Below are 20,793 nucleotides of genomic sequence, written 5' to 3' on the forward strand. Positions count from 1 at the left end.
GGCGCACGCTCGGGTCATGCCCGCGGTCCTTCCGATCAGCGCGGTCGCCGAGCGTGTTCTGGCGGCGCCACCGCGTTGCGCGCACACCCGGCTCGTGTGCGTCGACGGCCCGTCCGGTTCGGGGAAGACGTCATTCGCGGGGCGCCTCGCCGCGGCACTGGGCGGCCCGCCCGTGCTGCACATGGACGACATCTACCCGGGCTGGGACGGGCTCGCCGCCGTCGTTCCACTGCTGCGCGACCGGATCGTCGAGCCCCTCGCGGCGGGCCTACCAGCGCGCTACCGGCGCTACGACTGGGAGCGCCGCGAGTACGCCGAGGAGCACGATCTCGGCACGCCGCCGCTGCTCGTCGTGGAGGGGGTGGGGGCCGGCTCCCGACCGACGGCGGGCCGCACGGCGCTGCTGGTGTGGATGGAGGCGCCGCGGGAGGAGCGCTTCCGCCGGGGCATCGCGCGCGACGGCGAGAGCTACCGCCCGCATTGGGAGCGCTGGGCCCGCCAGGAGCTGGCGCACTTCGCGGCCGACGACACGGAGGCCCGGGCGGACCTGCGGCTGGACGGAGCGCCGACGGTGGCGCTGGACGTGGAGCACGAGGTGGCTCTGCTGACCTGACCGCCATCTGCCGGGGCGGCCTCAGGCTCTGCACACACAGGCTCTGCACACACATACGCGTCCACCTACTCGCGCGCGGGCCGTGAGATCCGCACCTGAGCTGTTGGATCTTGAGTTCCCCGCTCTCATGTCCATCTCACGGCCGCCTGGTGCGTATGTGTGTGCAGAGCCTGCAAGCGCCACAGAACTCAGGGCGGGGTGGGGCGCTCGTACCGGCTCACCTTCAGCTCGCCCGTCGACCACACCAGCTGGTCATTGCGTGAGGCGGGCCACCAGGCCGCGCAGCTCCGCGGTGGCCGTGGCCGGGTCCCCGCCGGCGCCCACGTGGGTCAGGAACAGCCGCGGGCCGTGCCCGGTGCCCTCGCCCAGCTCCCACCGCAGCGTGCCGCCGCCCGCCGCCGGATATTCGAGCACGTCGCCGTCGCGCACGGCGTCGGCAGGCGCCTCGGCCTCCAGCGCCTTCCAGACGTCCTGGGCCGGGCGGGTCAGCTGGCGTTCGATACGCGCGGTCGCGCCCTCGACGACCGGGGTCTCGAGCCCGAACTCGGCCACGTACCGCTCGTGCATCGCGATGTGGTCGACGCCGGGGTCCTCGCCCGCACGGCCGTCGAGGGCGAGGCCGAGGGCTGCGATACAGGTGTGCCAGCCCGCGGCGAAGCTCGCGGCGCCCGCGCGGTCGGCGAAGGTGTGCACCAGGACCAGCCGGGTGCCGTAGCCGTCGGGGTGCAGCTCCAACCGCAGGTGGTCATCGTCCCACGTGAAGGCGAAGAGCCGCGGCTCGTCGAGGTCGGTGACGATGCCGGCCGAGCCGAAGCCGAACTCCACCGCCCCGCCCTCGCGCAGGTCGGGGGTGACCGTGGTGGGGAACCACTCCGCGAGCCGCTCGGGCTCGGTCACCGCCCGCCACACCTTCTCCGGGCTCTGCTTGAGGCGGCGTTCCATCCGCAGCACGGAACGGCCGTCGTCGCCGGTGTGCACGCTCTGGGTCATCATTCCTCCGAGTCGTCCGCGTCGAGGTGGCGTTCGAGGGCGTCGAGGCGGTCGGCCCACATCCAGCGGTAGGGCGCGAGCCACACGTCCACCTCGGCGAGCGGCGCGGGGTCGAGCTCGTACCAGCGGCGCTGGGCATCGACCCGCACCTTCACGAGCCCGGCCTCGCGCAGCACCCGCAGATGCTTGGACGTGCCGGGCTGGCTCAGGCCCAGCTCGGCCGTCAGTTCCCCGACGAGCCGCGGGCGCTCCCGCAGCAGGTCGAGAATCCGTCTGCGGGTGGGCTCGGCGAGCACCTCGAACGTCACGACGCGAACATACTTGCGAAGCTATATAGCTGCAAGGGCATTTAACCGCGATACGTCTCCGGTCGCCGTTCCCGCAGGTGGGCGAGCACCCGTCGGGCCGAGCCCACCGCCGCGGCCACGTCCACCTCGGCGATCGCGATCCCGGCCTTCGACCAGGTGCGCGCCAGGATCCCGCCGTCCGGCCCGACGACCTTGGCCTGGCCGAGGAACCGCATGCGGCCTGCCGCGCCCGTGAGGTTGGACGACACGAGCACCACCTGGTTCTCCGCGGCCCGTGACCGGTCGTAGAGGTCGAAGAGCTTCGCCTGCCGGTCGTCGGCCATACGCGGAGCGCGGTTCGTGACGCTCGTCGGCCACGCAGACAGACACGCGAGCACCTCGGCCCCGTCGAGGGCGAGGCTGCGGGCCGACTCGGGAAACGTCTTATCGTGGTCGACGAGCATCCCGAGCCGCCCCACCGGCGAGTCGAACGCCGAGAACCCCGACCCCGCCGCGTACACCCGGGACTCGCCCGGTGGCTGGTGCACCTTGCGGTGCAGCCCGAGCACCCCGTCCCCCGTCACGCAGGCGGCCGTGTTGTACCTGCGGTCGCCGTCGGCCTCGCAGAACCCGAGGCAGACCACCATCTCCCCGGCCAAGGCGGCGACCTCTGCCAGCTCGGGCCCGTCAGGGTCGAGTGCGGGGGGCAGTGCGTTCGGGTCGGGGTCGGCGATGTCGTCGAGGTAGCCGCCGAGGGCGGCGTCAGGTAACACGAGCAACCCCACACGGTCGCGGCGGGCGTGCTCGATCAGGGTGCCGATGCGAGCGAGGTCGAACTCCAGGTCACGCCCGAAGCTCGCGGCGACGGCGCCGATCTTGGTCACCCCCACCACGCCACCATCGCACAGACCCCGGCGACGGCCACTGCGGTCAGGCCACCGCCGCGACCGGCATCGGCGGCCCGGCCGCGCCGTACGCCTCCGGGCGCCGGTTGCTCAGGTGTCCCATGCTGCGGCGGGCTTCTTCGAGGGCAGCGGCCACGTCGATCTCCGCGACGGCCGTGCCCGCGGCCTGCCCGGTCGCCGCGACGATCTCGCCACCGGCGTCGACGACCTTGGCGTTGGCGACGAACCGCAGGCGGCCGAACGTTCCCGACTGGTTGGCGGCGAGCCAGACGATCTGGTTCTCGAGCGCGCGGGCCCGGTCGAACAGGTCGAAGCGGCGGGTCCAGCGGTCCTGCGCGGGGTCGGGGTGCGGGTCGGTGGCGCTCAGCGGCCACGCGGAGATCGACACGACGATCTCCGCACCGTCGAGCGCGAGTGCCCGGGCGGCCTCCGGGAAGGCCTTGTCGTAGCAGATCTGCATGCCGAGCCTGCCGACCGGCGAGTCGAACGCGGCGAAGCGGTCGCCGCGGCCGAAGCTCAGCCCTTCGCCGAGCGGCTGGTGCACCTTGCGGTAGCCGGCGAGCACGCCGTCGCCCGTGACACACGCCGCGCTGTTGTACAACCTGCCGTCGTCGCCCTGCTCGCAGTAGCCGGCCACCACGACCATGTCTCCCGCGATCTTCGCCAGCCGCGCGATCTCCGGACCGTCGGGGCGGAGAGCGGGCGGCGGCTCCCCCGGGCCGGTCAGGCTCTCCAGGTATCCGCCGAGGCACGCCTCGGGCAGGGCGAGCAGCCGCACGCCGGCCGCACGCGCGTCGGCGACGATCGTGGAGACACGGGCGAAGTCCTCCTCGAGGTCCCGCCCGAACGGGGCCGCCACAGCGGCCATACGCAGCTTTGCCATCTCTCGTGCTCCGATCTGTCATGGACGGGTGACGGGGCCGCGGGTGGAGGCCCGCCACCGCCATTGGTTCCGCCGGGGGGCACCGACGACGGGGCGGGGGCCGCGTCCGCGACCCCCGCCCCGTCCGCCAGCCGACTGCTCAGAACATGTAGGTCGAGTTGATGATCGCGCCCTTGCGGGCGTAGTGGATCAACGCGTCCTGCACGTCGAGAGGGTGCGTCGGGATGACGCCCTCGATGAGGTCCTCCTCGCGGGCGCCGTGCAGCGACAGCCCGAAGCGGCAGCAGTAGACCTTGCCGCCCTCCTGGATGAACGTGCCGAGCGAGTTGTTGATGTTGTGCTCGCCGGGGAAAGCCGAGTTGCCCGTCGTCGGGAAACCGCGGGTGGCGAGGCAGTTCAGCGAGCCGGGGCCGTAGAAGTAGATGGCCGACTCGAAGCCCTTCCGCAGGGCCCTGGTGGCCTGCAGGATCGCCACGAAGCTCACCGACGACTCGTGCGCGATGCCGTGCACGAGCGTGAAGTAGGTCTCTCCGTTCTCGGCCTGGTAGTCGGGGAAGACCTTCGTCCCGCCGTAGATGGTCGAGCCCTCGGGCAGCGCGGGGTGCTGGATCTCCTCGAGGCTCTGCTTCTCGAGGTCGGTCAGATCGGCCATGGGTCGCTCCTTCTCCTTGTTCTCATCGGGTGTGGCGGACTCACGCGACGGTGCGCGGGGCGATCCAGTCCTCGTCGTCGTGCGGTGAGGTCTGGTACGGGGTGCCTGCGAGCCAGTGCAGGCCGGTGTGCACAGTGCGGTGCTGGTGAGCGACGATCTGGCGCGCCAGGTGCTCGGCGTCCGCACCGATGCCGGAGAAGCGCCCTGAACCCCACGTGTGCTGCCACGGGAGCCCGAGGAAGTAGAGACCGGGGTAGCTCGTCACACCCCGGTCGTGGGTGGGGTAGCCGCGGCCGTCGAAGACCGGCAGCTCGATCCAGCGGTGGTCGCGACCGAACCCCGTCGCCCAGACCACCGACGTGATGCCGGCGGCCTCCAGGTCCAGCGCATCCGGCTCCTCGGCGGGTTCCCACACCGGCACGTACCGGGCCTCGGCCGGCGCGTCGATGCCGTTGGCCGCGATGTAGGCGTCCACCGAGTCTTTGATGCCCTCGCTGACCGCGTCGGCGGCGTCGAGGTTGGCGCACAGGTCGGGGGTGAACCGCAGCCGGGGTCCGTCGATGCCCGCGAGGTGACCGTAGAGCCGCATCCCGTCACGGGCGAACTTCCGCAGGTCGATGTCGCGCCCGCCGTCCCGGCCGGTGACGTAGTGGTTCACGCGGAAACGCACGGCATCGGCGTCGGCGAACTCGGTGACGGCCTTGCGGTAGTAGCCCATGTCGTGCAGCCAGGCCACGACGTCGCGGCCGCGGTAGAAGCGGGCGACGCGCGGGGCGCTGCCGGTGGCGAGGTGCACGCGGCGCCCGGCGAGGTGCAGGTCCTCGGCGATCTGGCAGCCGGACTGGCCCGTGCCCACGACGAGCACCGCGCCTGGAGGCAGGGCGTCCGGGCTGCGGTACTCCGAGGAGTGGACCTGGACGACACCTGCGGGCAGCCGCTCGGCCATCCGGGGCCGCATCGGCACCTGGTACGGGCCCGCGGCCACGACGACCTGGTCGGCCGAGAGCCGGCCGGCCGTCGTGTGCAGCTCGAAGCCACCCTCCCGGCGGGCACGCAGCCGGGTGGCGGCGACGCCCTCGGCGAGCGGCACGTCGAAGGACGCCGCGTACCGCTCCAGGTAGGCGACGATCTCGTCGCGGACCATGAACCCGTCAGGGTCGGGCCCGGCGTACGGGAACCCCGGGAGATCGCATTGCCAGTTAGGCGTGACCAGGCAGAACGAGTCCCAGCGTCGGTTTCGCCACTCGCCCGCGACCCGGTCGCGCTCCAGCACCACGTGTTCGATCGCGCGGCGCCCCAGCCACCAGCTCACGGAGAGCCCGGCCTGGCCCCCGCCGACCACGACGACGGGGAGGTGCGCCCCATCCATCACTGCGTGCGTGGAGTCGATCACACAAAGGAGTAGACCGCTCGCGTGCTACCGAACGGTTACCTCCGGAACGCGCTGGCGTTAGCGCATGTTGCGAGTGCTTTTCCTGCAGTGGCCGGCGCCCGAGCCGTCAGCCGGCGACGGCCGTGCGGTCCAGGTCCGGCTCGAGGTAGATGAGCCGGGCCTCGGGCACCGCCGCGCGCACGCGCGCCTCGGCCTCGTCGATGGCGCGGACCACGGCCTCCAGCGGCAGCCCGGGCCCCAGCGCGATCTTCGCAGCGACGAGCAGCTCCTCCGGGCCGATGTACTGGGTCCTGATGTGGATGACCCGCTGCACGTCGCCGGACTGCAGCGCATCGGTGATCCGCCGCAGCACCGGCTGGACGGCACCCTCGCCGATGAGCAGGCTCTTCATCTCGATGATCAGGATGATCGCGATGATGCCGAGCAGGACACCGATGCAGATCGTGCCGAGCGCGTCGAAGACCGGGTTACCGGTGAGCACGCTCAGTCCGACGCCGAGCAGCGCGAGGACGAGACCGACGAGCGCGCCGAGGTCCTCCAGGAGCACGACGGGCAGCTCCGGCACCTTCGACTGCCGGATGAACTGCCACCAGGTGCCGTTGCCCTTGAGCGGGCGCGACTCGTGGATCGCGGTGCGGAACGAGAACGACTCCAGCACGATCGCGACGAGCAGGATCACGACCGCGACGAGCGGTGACGTCAGCGGCTCGGGGTGCTCCAGCTTGTGGATGCCCTCATAGAGCGCGAACACCGAGCCGAGGGTGAACAGCAGCAGGGCTACGACGAACGAGTAGAAGTACCGATCGCGGCCGTAGCCGAACGGGTGCTCGGGGGTGGCGGCGCGGCGTGCGGTTCGCCCGCCCAGAAGCAGCAAGGCCTGGTTGGACGTGTCGGCCACCGAGTGCACCGACTCCGCGAGCATCGAGGACGACCCGGTGATCAGATACCCGATGAACTTCGCGATCGCGATCCCGGCGTTGGCGAGTAGCGCCGCCACGATCGCCCTGGTTCCCCCGCCTGCAGCCACTGCACGCTCCTCGCCCGATCCGCCCGGTTCCGCTCGCGGACATTAGTCCGGTGCCGAACGGATGCCGACCGCGGGCAGGATGGCCTGGTCGACGATTGCGGCGAGCCGTTCCGCGTCGGGGCCTCGCCGGTGTCGAGGGCGTGCTTGATCACGAGCGCCTCGCCGATGTCCTCCACCACGGGCGTGACGAGGCGGGCGTCGAGGTGCCCGAGCCGGGCGTAGTGGCGCAGCACGGTGGCCGTGAACCGGCTGCCGGCCGGGTCGAAGACTCGGGCGTAGAGGGCCTTGACGAGCTCGGGATGGCGGCCGCGTTCGGCGAGGATAGCCTGCACCGCCCGCGCGGAGGGGTGCTGTGACCACTCGATCATCAGCTCGAGTGCCCTGGTCAGGTCGCCACGCAGGTCGTCCGCCGCAGGTGACGGCACCTCGACGGGATAGCCGGCCGCAATGGCGTCGATGAGGAGCTCCTCCGGGCTCGCCCAGCGCCGGTAGAGCGACGTCTTCGCGGTGCCTGCCCGCCGGGCGATCCCCTCCATGGTGAGCCTGCCGAGGCCCACCTCCTGGAGCTCATCGAGCACGGCCTCCTGCACCGAGCCGACCGCCCTGGCCCGGCCGAGGCCCTGCTGCGCAGGCTGACCTACGGCGGCCGGTGACGACCGCGGAAACGCGACCCCTGCCCCGAGCACGAGACGGCTGCGCTCGAGAGCCCGACGCGCGCGCGGACGCGGCCCCGGCGCAGAGGTCAGGGGACGTCATTGCCTAGGGGAGCGCCCTGAACAACTCGGCCCTACTGCGCGACGTCCAGGCAGGCACCTCGCGGCGTTGGACGATCGGCCCGATACAACAGCGGTATCGCCCCGATCGTCCGCCTTGCGATGCACCCACCTGGACGCCGCTCGCTACGGGCGGAGTTGTTCAGGACCCTCCCAAGCCGTCGCTCGCCAGGAACAGCTGAGTGTCGTCGGCCCGCGGCACCACGGCCACCTCGGTGTCGGACGCCGCGAGCCACAGCGACGCGCCCCGGCTCAGCTCCAGCTCACGGCGGGGCGAACGCACGCACACCGATCCCGAGGTGCACAGCAGGATCCGCGGCCCGCCCTCCGGCACCGGGGTCGGCTGCGCAGCGGCGGTGGCCGCGTCGAACCGGCGCAGCAGGAACTCCTCGGCCGGGGTGTCGTAGCGGAACCAGCCGTCCTCCGCCGCGCCCGTGAGCACCGGCGGTGGCGCGGCGTCGAAGTCGAGTACCCGCAGCAGTTCCGGCACGTCGACGTGCTTGGGCGTGAGTCCGCCGCGCAGCACGTTGTCCGAGTTGGCCATCAGCTCGATGCCGGCGCCTGCGAGGTAGGCGTGCAGGTTGCCGGCCGGGAGGTAGAGCGCTTCACCAGGCTCGATCGTCACGCGGTTGAGCAGCAGTGCAGCGAGCACCCCGGCGTCACCCGGGTACAGCTCCGACAGCTCAAGCACCGTCCGGGCCTCGGTGGAGAACTCTCCGTCGCCGCCTGCGAGCTTGACGCAGCCCTCCTGCAGCGCGGGCACCAGCGTGTCCAGCATCCCCTGCGGCAGCGTGATCCAGGTGGTGAAGAGGGCCCGAAGCCCGTCGGCGTCGGGCTGGCCGGTGAGCAGCTCGGCGTGCCCGTCGAGCTCGGGCACGTCCAGCGCCCGCAGCAGCCGCACGGTTGCGGCCGGTTCCCGGAACCCGACGAGCGCGTGGAACGTCGTGAGCGCGCAGATCAGCTCGGGCTTGTGGTTGGGGTCGCGGTAGTTGCGGTCGGGCGCGTCACGCGCGATGCCGGCAGCGTCCTCGCTGGCGAACCCGGTGCGCGCCTGGTCGAGGCTGGGGTGGGCCTGCAGGGACAGCGGCTCGTCGGCGGCGAGCACCTTCAGCAGGAACGGGAGCGTCCCGTCCCACCGTTGGGCGCGATCACGGCCGAGCAGCTGCTTCGGGTCGGTGCGCAAGGCGTCGAGCAGCGAGGTGCGCCCGCCGTCGGCGTGCACGAGGTGCGACGGGTCGGCCGGGTGCGCACCGAACCAGAGCTCCGCCTGCGGGTGCGCCGACGGCACCGGCTGGCCGAGCAGGTCGGCGATCACCGTGCGCGACCCCCACGCGTAGGCCCGCACCGGGTTGTCCAGCAGCTCCACGTCCTGTCGCTCTCCTCAGGCCGGCTCGATCGTGCGGGTGGCCAACCCCAGGTACACCGAGGCCACGTCCAGGCGTGAAGCCAGCAGGGCCGCCCGCAGCAGTGCGGCGTGCCGCACTCCGCGGGCCACCTCGTCGACCGGGTGCTGCACGTCTGCCGACGGCCAGCCGCGGCCCGTGCGCCGGAGCGTCACCTGACCGGGGTCATCTTCTCCGGTCGCGAGGAGCACCAGGCGCACGGGGGGCGCCTCCGGCCCGCCGTCCGGGTCGGCGAAGGGGTCGCGGAAGATGTCGGCCCCCGCGGCGCCGCGATCGAGCGCCCTGACCAGCGCGGTCGCCGTGGCAGCCTCGGCGACCTCGCCGGGGAACGCCACGACACCCGCGTGCGTGGCGAGCGCGACCGCGCCGTGCCGGGCCACTGCCGCGGCCAGCCGGTCGGTCCCCCACAGCAGCGGCGTGTGGTCGGCTAGGCGCAGCGCCAGTGACTTCGCCGGGTTCATGAACGGCTCGTGGCTGGGCTGGTTCCGCTCCGCCTCGGCGTCGAGAGCGTCGGCGAGCACCTCGAGCCCCGGGTCGAGCGGGGACCCGTCGGACGGCCCCGTGATCAGGTCGAGGGCGCCGAGCGCGGAGAGCCCGACGGCCAGCGCGCGCGGGAGGTCGAGCCCCGGCGGCACGGGGATGCGCGGCTCCACCAGCCGCGCCCGGCCGGCTCCTGCCGACGCGACCGGCCCCTCGCCGGGTGCCGAGAGCACCACCTCGGCGCCGCGCCGGACAGCGCGGACGACGCTGTCGGCCAGGTCGCTGTCGGTCGCCTCCGCGGTGTGCGCCACCACCACGTCGAGCGGCCCGATCCAGGACGGCACGGAGTCGGTCACGACCACCGGCACGGCCGACGTGGGCCCCAGCAGCGCCGCCAGGATCCCTGCCGCGGTGGCCGACGCGCCGGGCCTGCGCAGCAGCACCAGCGCGCGCGGGCGCGTCCCGGCCAGCTGGGGGACGCCGGCCTCCTCCGCGGCCTGTGCCGCCGACCGGACCTGCGCCCCCGCGGTCGCGGCCGACCGCAGCACGCCGCCCGTGTCGAGCGCCGCGAGCGCTCGCGGGTCGGCGAGCAGGGTGTCGTCCAGCACGGTCAATCGCCGGCCCTGCTGGTGCTCGCGGAGTCTGCAGGCGGGATCGCCTCGTCCAGCAGGAGCACCGGGATGCCGTCGACGACCGGGAAGCCGCGTCCGCACGACGTGCAGGTGAGCACGTCCGCATCGGGGTCGGTGGGCGTGCCGGCCCGGAGTGGCGCGTGGTCGTCGGAGGGGCAGGCCAGGATGTCCATCAGCTGGGGGTCGAGCTCTACGGCCACGGTCTCCTCTTCCTCCGTGCAGGCGCTCCCCTCGATGCTGCCAGTGCAGCGCGGGGTCCGCCGGGTCCGTCGATCGGCTACCGCCGCCTGCGCGACGAAAAGGCGGCCGGGTCGGGCCAATCAGATTAGGCGCGGACGACCGCCAGCACCTCGTCGCGCAGTACGGCCACGGCCGTCGCGTCGGCCGCCTCGACGTTGAGCCGCAGCAGCGGCTCGGTGTTGGAGGCGCGCAGGTTGAACCACGAGCCCTCCGGCAGGCTCACGGTGAGCCCGTCGAGCTCGTCGAACTCGACGCCGTCGCGACCCGCGTAGCGCTCTTTGATGGCGGCGACCCGCCCGGCCTGGTCCTGCACCGTGGAGTTGACCTCGCCGGACGACGCGTACCGCTCGTAGGACGACATCAGCTCCGAGAGCGGGCCATCCTGCTCGCCGAGTGCGGCGAGCACGTGCAGGGCCGCGAGCATCCCGGAGTCGGCGTTCCAGAACTCGCGGAAGTAGTAGTGCGCGGAGTGCTCCCCGCCGAAGACCGCACCGGTCTCGGCCATCGTCTGCTTGATGAAGGAGTGCCCCACCCGCGTGCGGACGGGGGTGCCGCCCAGCTCGGTGACGATCTCCGGCACGGCCCGCGACGTGATCAGGTTGTGGATCACGGCGGCGCCGGGCGCCTTGGCCAGCTCGCGCGCGGCGACCAGCGCGGTGATCGCGCTCGGGCTCACCGGCTCCCCGCGCTCGTCCACGACGAAGCAGCGGTCGGCGTCGCCGTCGAACGCCACGCCGATGTCGGCGCCCTCGGTGACCATGCGCTTCTGCAGGTCGACGAGGTTGGCCGGGTCGAGCGGGTTGGCCTCGTGGTTGGGGAAGGTGCCGTCGAGCTCGAAGTACATCGGCACGACGTCGAACGGCAGCGCCTCGAACACCGCGGGAACCGTGTGCCCGCCCATGCCGTTGCCCGCGTCGACGACGACCTGCAGCCGGCGGCTGCCAGAGAGGTCCACGAGCCCGTGCAGGAAGGCGGCGTACTCGGCGAGCAGGTCCCTGGTGGTGACGGTGCCACCGCCCGGCCCGGCCGGCACACCGGCCTCGACGACCGCGCGGATCGCGGCGAGCCCGGTGTCCTGCCCGATCGGGGTGGCGCCTGCCCGGCAGAGCTTGATGCCGTTGTACCGGGCTGGGTTGTGGCTCGCGGTGAACATCGCGCCCGGCAGGCCGAGCGTGCCGGAGGCGAAGTAGAGCATGTCGGTGCTGGCCAGGCCGATCGAAAGGACGTCGAGGCCCTGCCCTGTGACGCCGTCGGCGAACGCCGCTGTGAGGTCCGGCGAGCTGTCGCGCATGTCGTGCCCTACGACCACTGCCGTGGGCCGGGCCGCCGGCTCCGCCTCGTCGAGCAGGAGCCGGGCCACTGCGGCGCCGATGTCACGGACGGTCGGGGCGTCGAGTTGTTCGCCTACGACACCACGGATGTCGTAGGCCTTCACGATCGCGGACAGGTCTGCCACGGGGGGAGACCCTAGCGGTCGCCCGGTAGGCCGTGTCCCGTGGATCGCGCCCGACGCGGTGGCGTCCCCGAGCGAGGCAGATTGCCCTGAGCGAGGCAACGGCAGGTCCTCGGTCCGGTTCAGTCCTCGCCCGCGCCTGGCAGCACGCGGAGATGGCCGCGGCGGCCGGTGCCCGTCGTCGGGGTGGCCTCGACGGGGCGATCCACCCGGCCGGCTTCGCGCACGGCCTCGGCGAGCGCGGTGAGGTCGTCGCTGCTGGGCTGGGGCGGGGCGAACTCGCCCTCGAAGCGCACGAGCTCCCAGCCGCGCGGTGCGGTCAGCCGGTGCGCGTGTCGGGTACACAGGTCGTAGGAGTGCGGCTCGGCCTGCGTGGCAAGCGGACCCACGACCGCCGTGGAGTCGGCGTAGACGTAGGTGAGCGTGGCCACCGCGAGCTCGGTGCACCCGGTCCGCGAACACCGCCGCACACTCAGCACGGTTGGACGATACCTCTCGCACGGCAGTTCCCCCGAGCGCGACGCGCGGCGACTCAGCCGTCGGGAGGCGGCCCGGGGGGCCCGGCGACGTAGGATTCAGCGGGTGACCACAGCCCGCCGCACGCTGCGCAGCTCGCCCCGCAGGCGCGACCGCAGGGGCAGGGGCCTGCGGGGGCTGATGTACCCGGCCACCACGCCGGCGTCGCGCACCCGGGCCGAGAAGTTCGACGCGCTGGTGCTGGAGGCCCTGGAGCCGATCGAGCAGCGCTGGGGCTCCGAGCTCGCCGACCTCGACCTCGCCGTCGACGAGGTCCCGGAGGTGGACGAGACCTCGCCCGACGACGTGGTGTGGGGCCAGGGTGTGCTCGCGGACGTGGGTGTGCCGCTCGCCCAGCTCGTGCCGGCGGGCGTGGATCCGGAGGGGCTGCCGTCGCGGGCCCGGATCGTGATCTACCGCAGGCCGCTGGAGGCGCGGGCGCGGGGCGGGGCCGACCTCGCCGACCTGCTGCACGAGGTGCTCGTCGAGCAGGTGGCTGAGTACCTCAACATCGAGCCTGACGCTGTGGACGGCGGCGAGCTAGGAGGGTCCTGAACAACTCCGCCCGTAGCGAGCGGCGTCCAGGTGGGTGCATCGCAAGGCGCGACGATCGGGCCGATACCGCTGTTGTATCGGCCCGATCGTCCAACGCCGCGAGGTGCCCGCCTGGGCGTCGCGCAGTAGGGCAGAGTTGTTCAGGGCGCTCCCAGAGCCCGTCGAACATGCTGCGATGGGAAAGCGACAGAGCCACGTCCACGCTCCGGGGGAAGCATGGACGTGGCTCTGTCACCGGCCCGTCAGTACAGGGTCAGCCGACCGCGCGCCGCAGCCTCCTGCGCTCACGCTCGGACAGCCCACCCCAGATTCCGAAGCGCTCGTCGTGAGACAGCGCGTACTCCAGGCACTCGGCCCGTACCTCGCACCCTGAGCAGATGCGCTTGGCCTCGCGAGTGGAGCCGCCCTTCTCCGGGAAGAACGCCTCCGGGTCGGTCTGCGCGCACAGGGCGCGTTCCTGCCAGTCTTGCTCTTCGGATTCGTCGTGGTCGAACCCGACCACCGCCTCCCCGAAAGGGTCAGCGGCCGGGTACGGCACCCCAGCGGTCGTGTCGACCAATTCCATCGCGGCTGTGATCACGTTCACTCGCCCACCTCCCCGCGCGCCCGGCGAATGGCTGCAGCAGAAGCCTACTGGCCCCGAATGACAGCGATGTAAGTACAGCCCTGTCAGTTCCGGCTTGGCAAGCGGAAGCTGCCGACCGGGTGATGCACTGCACCCGGTCGGTAGGAGGTCCGCCGCCGTGAGTCAGCACAATGGGGATGTGCCAGACGTGTCGAGCCGGGTCAGCCCGTGGTTCCTCCTCCTCGTGGCTGTCGCGGTCGGGGGTGGTGTCCTCGCAGCGCTCGGCACCCCCGAGCTCGCCACCGGGCCGTCCGTCGTCCTGACCTCGGGGATCGTGCTCCTCGTGCTGGGCGGATGGGCGGTGTCGCTGTGCCTGCACGAGTTCGGCCACGCGGCCGTCGCGTACCGCGGGGGCGACCGGACGGTCCGCGAGAAGGGTTATCTCACCCTCGACATCCGCCGGTACACCGACGTCGGGCTGTCGTTCGTGCTCCCGGTCGTGTTCCTCCTACTGGGCGGCATCCCGTTACCGGGCGGAGCGGTCTGGATCAACCACGGCCTCATTCGTTCGCGCGCGATGCGAAGTCTCGTGTCGCTCGCCGGCCCGCTCACCAACCTCGTACTCGGTGCGCTGCTCTCCGTGGCGGTTGTGCTGGTGCCGATGCCACTCGGGCTCGCCGTCGGGCTCATGACACTCGCGTTCTTCCAGGTGCTGGCGTTCGTGCTCAACATCCTCCCGATCCCCGGCCTCGACGGCTTCGGCGTGCTGGAGCCCTTTCTGTCGCCGCCCGCCCGGCAGCTGGCGGCGCGGGTGCGGCCATGGGCGCCGATCGTGCTGTTCCTGCTGATCATCGGCCTGCCCGGGGTCGCCCAGCTGTTCTTCGACCTGGGCTATGCCGTGTTCACGCTGGTGGGCGGCGACCCGAGGTACGCATCCGTAGGCCGCGCGGTCCTGATGTTCTGGCGGTAGCTGGGTCGTCGGACCTTGTCCGGAGATTCGGCGGCGCCCTGATCGACTCCTGCGGAGCAATTCGCGCCGAACCTGGGACTGGGTGAGGGAGCCAGGAAACCCGCCGGCAAGGTTGAGCGGCAGAGGTCTGAGGTCTGAGGTCTGAGGTCTCCACGATCCGTGATCGCGACGGAGCGATCACGAGGTGAAGGGACCCGGCGATGGCTGACGCAGCTGCGAGAGCTGGATGCTCGGCCACGGACGCCGTCCGCGACGATCACTCACCGCCAAGGATCAGAACCCGCCGTCCCAGGATCGCCGCGTGGAGCTGTAAATCGTTACGCGCCGCTGCAGAGAAGACCCCAGGTTCTCCGATCGTCGCACCAGCGTTCACTATTGCAAAAATTTCGGGCGAAGATCATGACAGGGGTCAATGACTCGCACACTGGCCAGTGACCACGCAGCCCCACGGAATCCCTCGGCGCATAACGACGATTCGGCGACTTTGGTCGGGGACGGACCAGCCGATCGTCCGCCTGCATGGTGCCCCCGTGAACACCGGTGCCCCGTGAACGCCGGCTCCCCCGGAGCCCACGGTCCTGCCGGTCACGGACTGACCACCGGCCCGGACGGGCGGCCCGGACCGGTCGGCATTCGCTACGCCGCGGCGGACAGCCTGCTGCGGGCAGCCAGCACCATCGCCGGCACCGTGTCCGCGCCATCGGGCAGGGCGTCGAGCGGCCACCAGCGCAGGTCGTCGGACTCGTCGCTGATCACCGGCTCGGCGCCGGCGGGCGCCCGTACGAGGTAGCGGACGTCCAGGTGCCGGGTCGGCACCCCCAGCGAGCAGGTGATCGGGTGCACGTCCACGTGCAGCACACCCGGTTCGAGCACCAGCCCAGGGATGCCCGACTCCTCGGTGGCCTCCCGTAGCGCGGCCTCGGCGAGCGAGGCGTCACCCGGCTCGCAGTGCCCGCCGAGCTGGATCCACAGCCCGACCCGCGGGTGCAGCGTGAGCAGCGTGTGCTCGCCTTCCGCGTCCAGCACGAGGGCGGACGCCGTGAGATGGCCGGGCACGCACGAGCGCGAGCAGGCGTCGTCGGGGCGGGCGGCGACGAACGCGAGCAGGGCCTGGCGGAGGGACCGCTGGCCGGGCTCGGCAGGCTGCCAGGCCTCCAGTTCCGCGGCCGCGACGGCGGGTGCTACCACTCGACCAGTCCCGTACCGGCATCGCGCGGCGGGCGTGGCTGCAGCGGCTGCGTCGGCACCCCGACCGCCAGGGCGCCGAGCGGCTGCCAGTCGGGCGGGAGATCCAGCGCCGCGCGCACGACGTCCGGCGCGAAGATCGTGGACCCCACCCAGCAGGACCCGAGGCCCTCGGCTGCGAGCGCCACCAGCAGTGACTGCACCGCCGCCCCGCCCGCGACGGTGAACATGGTGCGTTCGCCGATCCGGCGCGCGTCGTCCGGGTAGGTGTGCATCCCGTCGCCCGTGCGGAAGGCGAGCACCAGCTCGGGCGCCCGGCGCAGCAGGTCGCCGCGCCGCATCCGGCGCTCGATCTCCTCGGCCGGGCGGCCGTCGGCCTCCAGGTGCTCCCGCCACCGGTGCGCCATCGCGTCGAGCAGGGCCGTGCGCCGCTGCCGGTCGCGGACCCAGGCGAACCGGATGGGCGTGGAGTGGTGCGGGGCGGGCGCGGTGAGCGCCACCCCGACCGCCCGCCGGAGCGCCGCCTCGTCGACGGGGTCAGCGGTGAAGTCCCGGGTGCTGCGGCGCAGCAGTACGGCTTCGCGCCGCCCGCGGTCGATGGCCTCGTCGGTACCGAGCCAGAACATGTCCTCGTCGAGCGGGCGCACGAGCTCGCGGGCCGTGGAGCCGTCGTCGACGGGGCGCAGGCCGCGCACGACAGCCACTGGGAGGCCGCCGAGCTTGCCCTTCACCAGGTCGGCGGCTCCGGCCAGCTCGTCGGCCATCGCGACCTCGGTGACCAGCAGCTCGTTGCCCTCGGCGTCGTGGCTGCCCTCGTAGCGATGCAGCACGGCGAGCCCGGCCGAGCCGATGGCCACGTCGGTCTGCCCGACCCGCCAGGTGCGGCCCATCGTGTCGGTCACGACCACGGCGACGTCGACGCCCATGCGGGCTGCGAGGTCGGCGCGCAGCCGGGCCGCGCTGGCGTCCGGGTCGGCGGGCAGGAGCGCGAGCTCGTCGCGCCGCACGTTCGAGCCGTCGATGCCGGCCGCCGCCTGCACGATGCCGAGCTTCCCGGCGACGATCATCGTGCGCCCGCGCCTGGCGAGCACGCGCTCGGTCTCGGCGTCCACCAGCTCCCGGCGCAGCGCGTCGCGAGCCTCTGGGTCGGCCGGCGCGGGCACGAGCCTGCCCTCGACCTTCGAGAACACCTTCGACGTCACCACGACGACGTCCCCGTCGCTGATCCAGGGCGCGGCCGCTGCGACCGCGGCACCCAGGTCGTCGCCGGGGCGGAACTCGGGCAGCCCGCGCACGGGCAGCACCGAGATGCCGTCCGGGGCGGCGTGGTCGGGCACCTGCTCAGGCAACCGCGACACCCGCCAGCTCGAGCGCGCGCCGCGCCATCTCGGCGGTGGCGCCCACGTCGGTCATCAGCAGCGGCACCGCCTGCACCTGCACACCCGGCACGTCGGCCGCGTCGCCCGTGTGCACGAGCCAGCCGTCCAGCACGCCCCCGTCGGCGCGCGCGCCGTACAGCCGCGCCACGGCCTCGGCGCTGGTCTCCACCCCGATCGCCGTGAGGCAGGCGTCGGCCATCCCGCGCAGCGGCCGCCCGCCCACGATCGGCGACAGCCCGACGACCTTGGCGCGCGTCTCGCGCAGGGCGTCGCGGACGCCGGGCACGTCGAGCACGGTGCCGATGCTCACCACCGGGTTGGACGGGGCGAGCAGCACGGCGTCGGCGTCGCGGATGGCGTCGCGGGCGGCCGGGAGCACACTCGCCTTGTCGGCGCCGATCGACACGAAGGCGTGCGCTCGCGGCTCGGCCTTGTGGCGCACCCACCACTCCTGGAAGTGGATCGCCTTGCGCGCCTTCTCGCTGGTGGCCGGGTCGTCGACGATCACGTGCGTCTCGACGCTGTCGTCGGTGGCCGGGAGCAGCGTGACGCCGGGCTGCCAGCGTGTGGACAGCGCCGCGGCCACGTCGGAGAGCGGGTAACCGGCGCGCAGCGCGTTGGTGCGCACGAGGTGGGTGGCGATGTCGCGGTCGCCGAGGCCGAACCAGGTGGGCTCGGCGCCGTAGCCGGCGAGCTCGTCGCGCACCACCCAGCTCTCGCCCGCCCGGCCCCAGCCGCGCTCGGGGTCGATGCCGCCGCCGAGCGTGTAGAGGCAGGTATCGAGGTCGGGGCAGATGCGCAGGCCGTGCATCCAGATGTCGTCGCCGACGTTGACGACGGCGGTGATCTCGTGCTCGGACTCCCCCGGCCCGACGGGGGGCAGCCCCAGCGCCGCCTTCACCCCGAGCAGGAAGCGGGCACCACCGACACCGCCGACGAGGACCGTCACTCTCACCTCGGCGAGCCTACGCGGCGTGATCGCGCCCAGGCGTTCCCCGCCCCGGATGCCGGCAAAGGACGGGGCTTCAGATCGCCCTGTAGTCCCTTGGGGAGTACCTCGGGCCGAATCTTGGACGGCGGAAGCCTGACACCTCCACGTACCGCACCGCCCGCTGCCGCTGCGGGGCGTACGGCGCCAGGACGCCGAGCATCGTGGCGTCGTCGATGGGCCTGCCGACCAACGCCCAGCCGACGACGGTCGGGATGTGGAAGTCGCCGACGCTCACGGCGTCCACGTCGCCCCAGACCCGCTGGGCGACCTCGGCCGCCGTCCACACGCCGATGCCGGGCACCTTGCGCAGGAGCTCCCGCCCGGCCTCGCCGCCGAGTTCCCAGGCCAGGTCACAGGCCCGCTCCAGGCGATGGGCCACCGCGGCGCTCGCGAGGATCGCCCGCCGCCGAGCGAGGTCCACGCCCGCCCGGTGCCACTCCCAGTCGGGGATCGCGCGCACCTGCGCGGGGGTCGGGGGCACCCGCATGCCCTCCGGCGCCGGGCCGGGCGCCGGGTCGCCGAAGCGGCGGCACAGCTCGCGCCACGAGCGCCACGCCTCGGTGCCCGTGACCTTCTGTTCCAGCACGCTCGGCACGAGCGCGTCCCACACCCGCATCGACGCACCGAACCGCAGTCCCGGCATCCGCCGGGCGGCGTCGGCCACCAGGGGGTGGTGGGCCACGAACTCCTCGGGCCGGTCGTGCACGCCCAGCAGCGCAGGCACCCCGTCGAGCGCCCACTGCGCGCCCGGGCCCCACCCCTGCACGACCACCGTGCCGTCGGGGCGGCGGTGCAGCCGGGTGGTCGCGGCGCCGTCGGGTGTGGTGCCGACCCGCCAGATCGCCGAGCCCTCACCGGCCGAACGCATCGTCGGGTCGCCCCGGCCGCGACGCAGGGGCGCGAGGACACCGGAGAGGTCCAGCCGGAAGTCCGGCCGCCACTCGCGGACGCTCGCGCCGTCGGCCACGTCGGTCAGACGTCCGGGGAGAAACGCACGGCGTGCGGGGGCAGCACGACGTCGGGCCAGATGCGCATGCCGCCCCGCAGCTCGCAGTGCGCCCCGACGACCGCACGGTCGCCGACCACCGTCTCCGTGACGAGCGCGCCCTCGTCCACACGCGCGCCCGCGCCGATCACCGCGTGCTCCACCACCGCATTCTCGCCGACGACGGCACCGTCGAAGAGCATCGAGCCCTCGACGCGCGCGCCCGCGCCGACCCGCACCCCTCTGCCGACGGTCGTGCCGCCGAACACGAGCGCGCCCTCGGCGACCTCGGCGCCGTCGAGCAGCAGCGCCTCACCGACGGGCCCGGGCAGCGCGGCCGACGGGGCCACGCCGCGCACGAGGTCGGCCGAACCGTGGATCAGGTCGGCGGGGGTGCCCATGTCGCGCCAGTAGGCGGTGTCGACGTGCCCGGACACCCGCGCGCCTGCGGCCAGCAGCTCGGGGAACGTCTCGCGCTCCACCGACACCGGCCGCCCCTCGGGGATGGACTCGATCACCGAGCGGCGGAAGACATAGCAACCGGCGTTGATCTGGTCGGTGGGCGGGTCCTCGGTCTTCTCCAGGAACTCCAGCACCTGCCCGTCCTCGGCGGTGGGTACGCAGCCGTACGCGCGCGGGTCCTGCACCCGCACCAGGTGCAGCGTCACGTCCGCGCTCGTGCGCCGGTGCGTGTCGACGACCGCACCGAGGTCGGTGCCGCACAGCACGTCGCCATTGAAGACGAGCACGTCCTCGCTGCTCAGGTACTTGGCGACGTTGCGGATGCCACCGCCGGTTCCCAGTGGCTGGTCCTCCACCACGTACTCGATGTCCAGCCCGAGCGCCGCCCCGTCCCCGAAGTGGTCGGAGAAGGTCTCGGCGAGGTAGGAGGTGCCGAGCACGACCCGACCGACGCCCGCCGCACGGATCCGGGACAGCAGGTGCGCCAGGAACGGCACGCCGGCCGTCGGCAGCATCGGCTTGGGGGCGGAGAGCGTCAGCGGGCGTAGGCGCGTCCCCTTGCCGCCGACCAGCACCACTGCCTCTACGTCGTCCAGCACGCGTTCTCCTCCAACTCCTCGTTCGGTTTCCAGCTCGCGTCCTCGCGCGGCTCACCCGCGCCGCAACCGACCGGTGAGCGCGAGTAGCGCCCTCGCCGAGACGCGGCCGCGGTCGTGCACGTAGCGGCGGAGGCCGTCCGCGTGCGGCTCAAGGATGCCGTGCCCGTTCCAGGACGTTTCGCCGCCCTCGACGTACGCGTTCGCCGCCGGCTCGTGGACGACGAGCCAACCTGCGCGGACGAGCCGCTCGCCGAGGTCCACGTCGCCCATGTCGCCGGGGCCGCCCAGATATCGGGGGTCGAGCCCGTCCACCGAGTCCCACGCGGACCGGCGCATCAACACGGCCGCCGTCGACAGCCAGCCGACCGGGCCCTCACCGGGAACGCCGACCGGGACGCGCCCGCGCGCAGCCGCGAGCATCGTGGGCAGCTCCCCGCCGGACGGCACTGCGCCTGCGGCGCCGAGCAGCCGGGGACCCACCAGGCCGGCGCGCGGATGCCGGGCCGCGGCGCGCAGCAGCACGTCGAGCGAGCCGGGAGCCCAGCACGCACCCGGCTCGGCGATCACCACCCATCCGACGGAATCCGGCAGCCCTGCGACGGCGCGGTTGACGGCGGCCGGGCGACCCACGTCCTCGACGAGCCGCACCACCTCGACGCCCTCCGGCGCCCGCGCAGCCGCCGCGGTGTCGGCCACGACGGCCCGCAGCGGACAGGCGCAGGCGGCCGCGAGCGAGCCGAGCAGCCGACCGGGATCGGGCTGCCCCGAACGCGTGACGGTGACGACCGCGGTCTGGCCGCCGTACACGGGCACGATGTCGCCCTTCACGGCGCCGGACGATAAGCCATGCCGCGC

23 protein-coding genes are annotated in these 20,793 nt (G+C 73.0%); 3 read left to right on the forward strand and 20 right to left on the reverse strand.

Annotated features, from left to right (window positions below; translation table 11 throughout):
- The first annotated feature begins 16 nt into the window (after nucleotides 1–16).
- The gene (locus ABD143_RS00935) at nucleotides 17–613 is read left to right on the forward strand and encodes a nucleoside/nucleotide kinase family protein (RefSeq protein WP_343969703.1); all 597 of its coding nucleotides are present in this window, start codon (nucleotides 17–19) and stop codon (nucleotides 611–613) included.
- Between the two features lie 252 nt (nucleotides 614–865).
- Here ABD143_RS00935 and ABD143_RS00940 read toward each other — a convergent pair whose 3' ends face one another.
- The 13 genes from ABD143_RS00940 to ABD143_RS01000 all read right to left on the reverse strand — a co-directional run bounded on the left by ABD143_RS00940 (nucleotide 866) and on the right by ABD143_RS01000 (nucleotide 12,210).
- Nucleotides 866–1,603 (reverse strand): SRPBCC family protein, encoded by a 738-nt coding sequence (locus ABD143_RS00940; protein WP_343969707.1) that lies wholly within the window; start codon nucleotides 1,601–1,603, stop codon nucleotides 866–868.
- Nucleotides 1,603–1,911 (reverse strand): ArsR/SmtB family transcription factor, encoded by a 309-nt coding sequence (locus tag ABD143_RS00945; protein ID WP_343969710.1) that lies wholly within the window; start codon nucleotides 1,909–1,911, stop codon nucleotides 1,603–1,605. Before ABD143_RS00945 ends, ABD143_RS00940 begins: the two co-directional genes overlap by 1 nt.
- A gap of 41 nt (nucleotides 1,912–1,952) precedes the next feature.
- Nucleotides 1,953–2,780, reverse strand: coding sequence for a carbon-nitrogen hydrolase family protein (locus ABD143_RS00950; protein ID WP_343970230.1), 828 nt, complete (start codon nucleotides 2,778–2,780; stop codon nucleotides 1,953–1,955).
- Between the two features lie 40 nt (nucleotides 2,781–2,820).
- Complete coding sequence (locus tag ABD143_RS00955) at nucleotides 2,821–3,678, reverse strand: carbon-nitrogen hydrolase family protein (protein WP_343969713.1); 858 nt, start codon at nucleotides 3,676–3,678, stop codon at nucleotides 2,821–2,823.
- Between the two features lie 139 nt (nucleotides 3,679–3,817).
- A complete protein-coding gene (locus ABD143_RS00960; protein ID WP_169399708.1) occupies nucleotides 3,818–4,330 on the reverse strand; it encodes an MSMEG_0572/Sll0783 family nitrogen starvation response protein in 513 nt (170 codons plus the stop codon).
- A gap of 40 nt (nucleotides 4,331–4,370) precedes the next feature.
- Nucleotides 4,371–5,723, reverse strand: coding sequence for an MSMEG_0569 family flavin-dependent oxidoreductase (locus tag ABD143_RS00965; protein WP_425563734.1), 1,353 nt, complete (start codon nucleotides 5,721–5,723; stop codon nucleotides 4,371–4,373).
- 106 nt (nucleotides 5,724–5,829) lie between these two features.
- Nucleotides 5,830–6,750: a cation diffusion facilitator family transporter gene (locus ABD143_RS00970; RefSeq protein WP_343969720.1), complete on the reverse strand. Its 921-nt coding sequence runs from the start codon at nucleotides 6,748–6,750 to the stop codon at nucleotides 5,830–5,832.
- Nucleotides 6,663–7,436 (reverse strand): TetR/AcrR family transcriptional regulator, encoded by a 774-nt coding sequence (locus ABD143_RS00975; protein WP_343969722.1) that lies wholly within the window; start codon nucleotides 7,434–7,436, stop codon nucleotides 6,663–6,665. The genes ABD143_RS00970 and ABD143_RS00975 overlap by 88 nt, the downstream gene beginning before the upstream one ends.
- A 229-nt stretch (nucleotides 7,437–7,665) precedes the next feature.
- Nucleotides 7,666–8,889, reverse strand: a complete 1,224-nt coding sequence (gene manA / locus ABD143_RS00980; protein ID WP_343969725.1) for a mannose-6-phosphate isomerase, class I — start codon at nucleotides 8,887–8,889, stop codon at nucleotides 7,666–7,668.
- A gap of 15 nt (nucleotides 8,890–8,904) precedes the next feature.
- Nucleotides 8,905–10,014, reverse strand: a complete 1,110-nt coding sequence (locus ABD143_RS00985; protein WP_343969728.1) for an SIS domain-containing protein — start codon at nucleotides 10,012–10,014, stop codon at nucleotides 8,905–8,907.
- A gap of 2 nt (nucleotides 10,015–10,016) precedes the next feature.
- Nucleotides 10,017–10,238, reverse strand: coding sequence for a Trm112 family protein (locus ABD143_RS00990; protein WP_343969731.1), 222 nt, complete (start codon nucleotides 10,236–10,238; stop codon nucleotides 10,017–10,019).
- A gap of 125 nt (nucleotides 10,239–10,363) precedes the next feature.
- Nucleotides 10,364–11,734 carry a phosphomannomutase/phosphoglucomutase gene (locus tag ABD143_RS00995; RefSeq protein ID WP_343969734.1) on the reverse strand — a complete coding sequence of 457 codons (1,371 nt, stop codon included), beginning with the start codon at nucleotides 11,732–11,734 and terminating at the stop codon, nucleotides 10,364–10,366.
- A gap of 119 nt (nucleotides 11,735–11,853) precedes the next feature.
- Entirely contained in the window at nucleotides 11,854–12,210 is a 357-nt protein-coding gene (locus ABD143_RS01000) for a DUF3499 domain-containing protein (protein WP_343969737.1), read from the reverse strand.
- Between the two features lie 103 nt (nucleotides 12,211–12,313).
- Between ABD143_RS01000 and ABD143_RS01005 the strand changes: the two genes are divergently transcribed.
- On the forward strand, nucleotides 12,314–12,802 hold the full coding sequence (locus ABD143_RS01005; protein ID WP_343969740.1) for a metallopeptidase family protein: 489 nt from the start codon (nucleotides 12,314–12,316) through the stop codon (nucleotides 12,800–12,802).
- A 253-nt stretch (nucleotides 12,803–13,055) separates the two neighbouring features.
- Here the strand turns inward: ABD143_RS01005 and ABD143_RS01010 are convergent, their stop codons facing one another.
- Nucleotides 13,056–13,388, reverse strand: coding sequence for a WhiB family transcriptional regulator (locus ABD143_RS01010; RefSeq protein ID WP_343969743.1), 333 nt, complete (start codon nucleotides 13,386–13,388; stop codon nucleotides 13,056–13,058).
- A gap of 178 nt (nucleotides 13,389–13,566) precedes the next feature.
- Here ABD143_RS01010 and ABD143_RS01015 point away from each other — a divergent pair, with 178 nt between their 5' ends.
- A complete protein-coding gene (locus ABD143_RS01015; protein WP_343969745.1) occupies nucleotides 13,567–14,337 on the forward strand; it encodes a site-2 protease family protein in 771 nt (256 codons plus the stop codon).
- Nucleotides 14,338–14,973: 636 nt separating this feature from the next.
- Here the strand turns inward: ABD143_RS01015 and ABD143_RS01020 are convergent.
- The 6 genes from ABD143_RS01020 to ABD143_RS01045 all read right to left on the reverse strand — a co-directional run bounded on the left by ABD143_RS01020 (nucleotide 14,974) and on the right by ABD143_RS01045 (nucleotide 20,766).
- Nucleotides 14,974–15,525, reverse strand: a complete 552-nt coding sequence (locus ABD143_RS01020) for an NUDIX hydrolase (protein ID WP_343969748.1) — start codon at nucleotides 15,523–15,525, stop codon at nucleotides 14,974–14,976.
- On the reverse strand, nucleotides 15,519–16,859 hold the full coding sequence (locus tag ABD143_RS01025) for a coenzyme F420-0:L-glutamate ligase (RefSeq protein WP_343970235.1): 1,341 nt from the start codon (nucleotides 16,857–16,859) through the stop codon (nucleotides 15,519–15,521). The genes ABD143_RS01020 and ABD143_RS01025 overlap by 7 nt, the downstream gene beginning before the upstream one ends.
- Before the next feature lie 4 nt (nucleotides 16,860–16,863).
- Nucleotides 16,864–17,856, reverse strand: coding sequence for a 2-phospho-L-lactate transferase (gene cofD / locus ABD143_RS01030; protein WP_343969751.1), 993 nt, complete (start codon nucleotides 17,854–17,856; stop codon nucleotides 16,864–16,866).
- Between the two features lie 70 nt (nucleotides 17,857–17,926).
- Entirely contained in the window at nucleotides 17,927–18,859 is a 933-nt protein-coding gene (locus tag ABD143_RS01035; protein WP_379659634.1) for a DNA-3-methyladenine glycosylase family protein, read from the reverse strand.
- A gap of 5 nt (nucleotides 18,860–18,864) precedes the next feature.
- On the reverse strand, nucleotides 18,865–19,935 hold the full coding sequence (manB, locus tag ABD143_RS01040) for a mannose-1-phosphate guanylyltransferase (RefSeq protein ID WP_343970241.1): 1,071 nt from the start codon (nucleotides 19,933–19,935) through the stop codon (nucleotides 18,865–18,867).
- A 54-nt stretch (nucleotides 19,936–19,989) separates the two neighbouring features.
- Entirely contained in the window at nucleotides 19,990–20,766 is a 777-nt protein-coding gene (locus ABD143_RS01045; RefSeq protein WP_343969755.1) for a glycosyltransferase family protein, read from the reverse strand.
- Between the last annotated feature and the right edge of the window lie 27 nt (nucleotides 20,767–20,793).

Source organism: Pseudonocardia aurantiaca (assembly GCF_039526725.1).
Taxonomy (GTDB): domain Bacteria; phylum Actinomycetota; class Actinomycetes; order Mycobacteriales; family Pseudonocardiaceae; genus Pseudonocardia; species Pseudonocardia aurantiaca.

Bases quoted from the DNA above. Each gene is read 5' to 3' on its own strand.
- ABD143_RS00940 (WP_343969707.1), bottom strand. From the start codon at position 1,603: ATGACCCAGAGCGTGCACACCGGCGACGACGGCCGTTCCGTGCTGCGG.
- ABD143_RS00960 (WP_169399708.1), bottom strand. From the start codon at position 4,330: ATGGCCGATCTGACCGACCTCGAGAAGCAGAGCCTCGAGGAGATCCAG.
- ABD143_RS00955 (WP_343969713.1), bottom strand. From the start codon at position 3,678: ATGGCAAAGCTGCGTATGGCCGCTGTGGCGGCCCCGTTCGGGCGGGAC.
- ABD143_RS00935 (WP_343969703.1), top strand. From the start codon at position 17: ATGCCCGCGGTCCTTCCGATCAGCGCGGTCGCCGAGCGTGTTCTGGCG.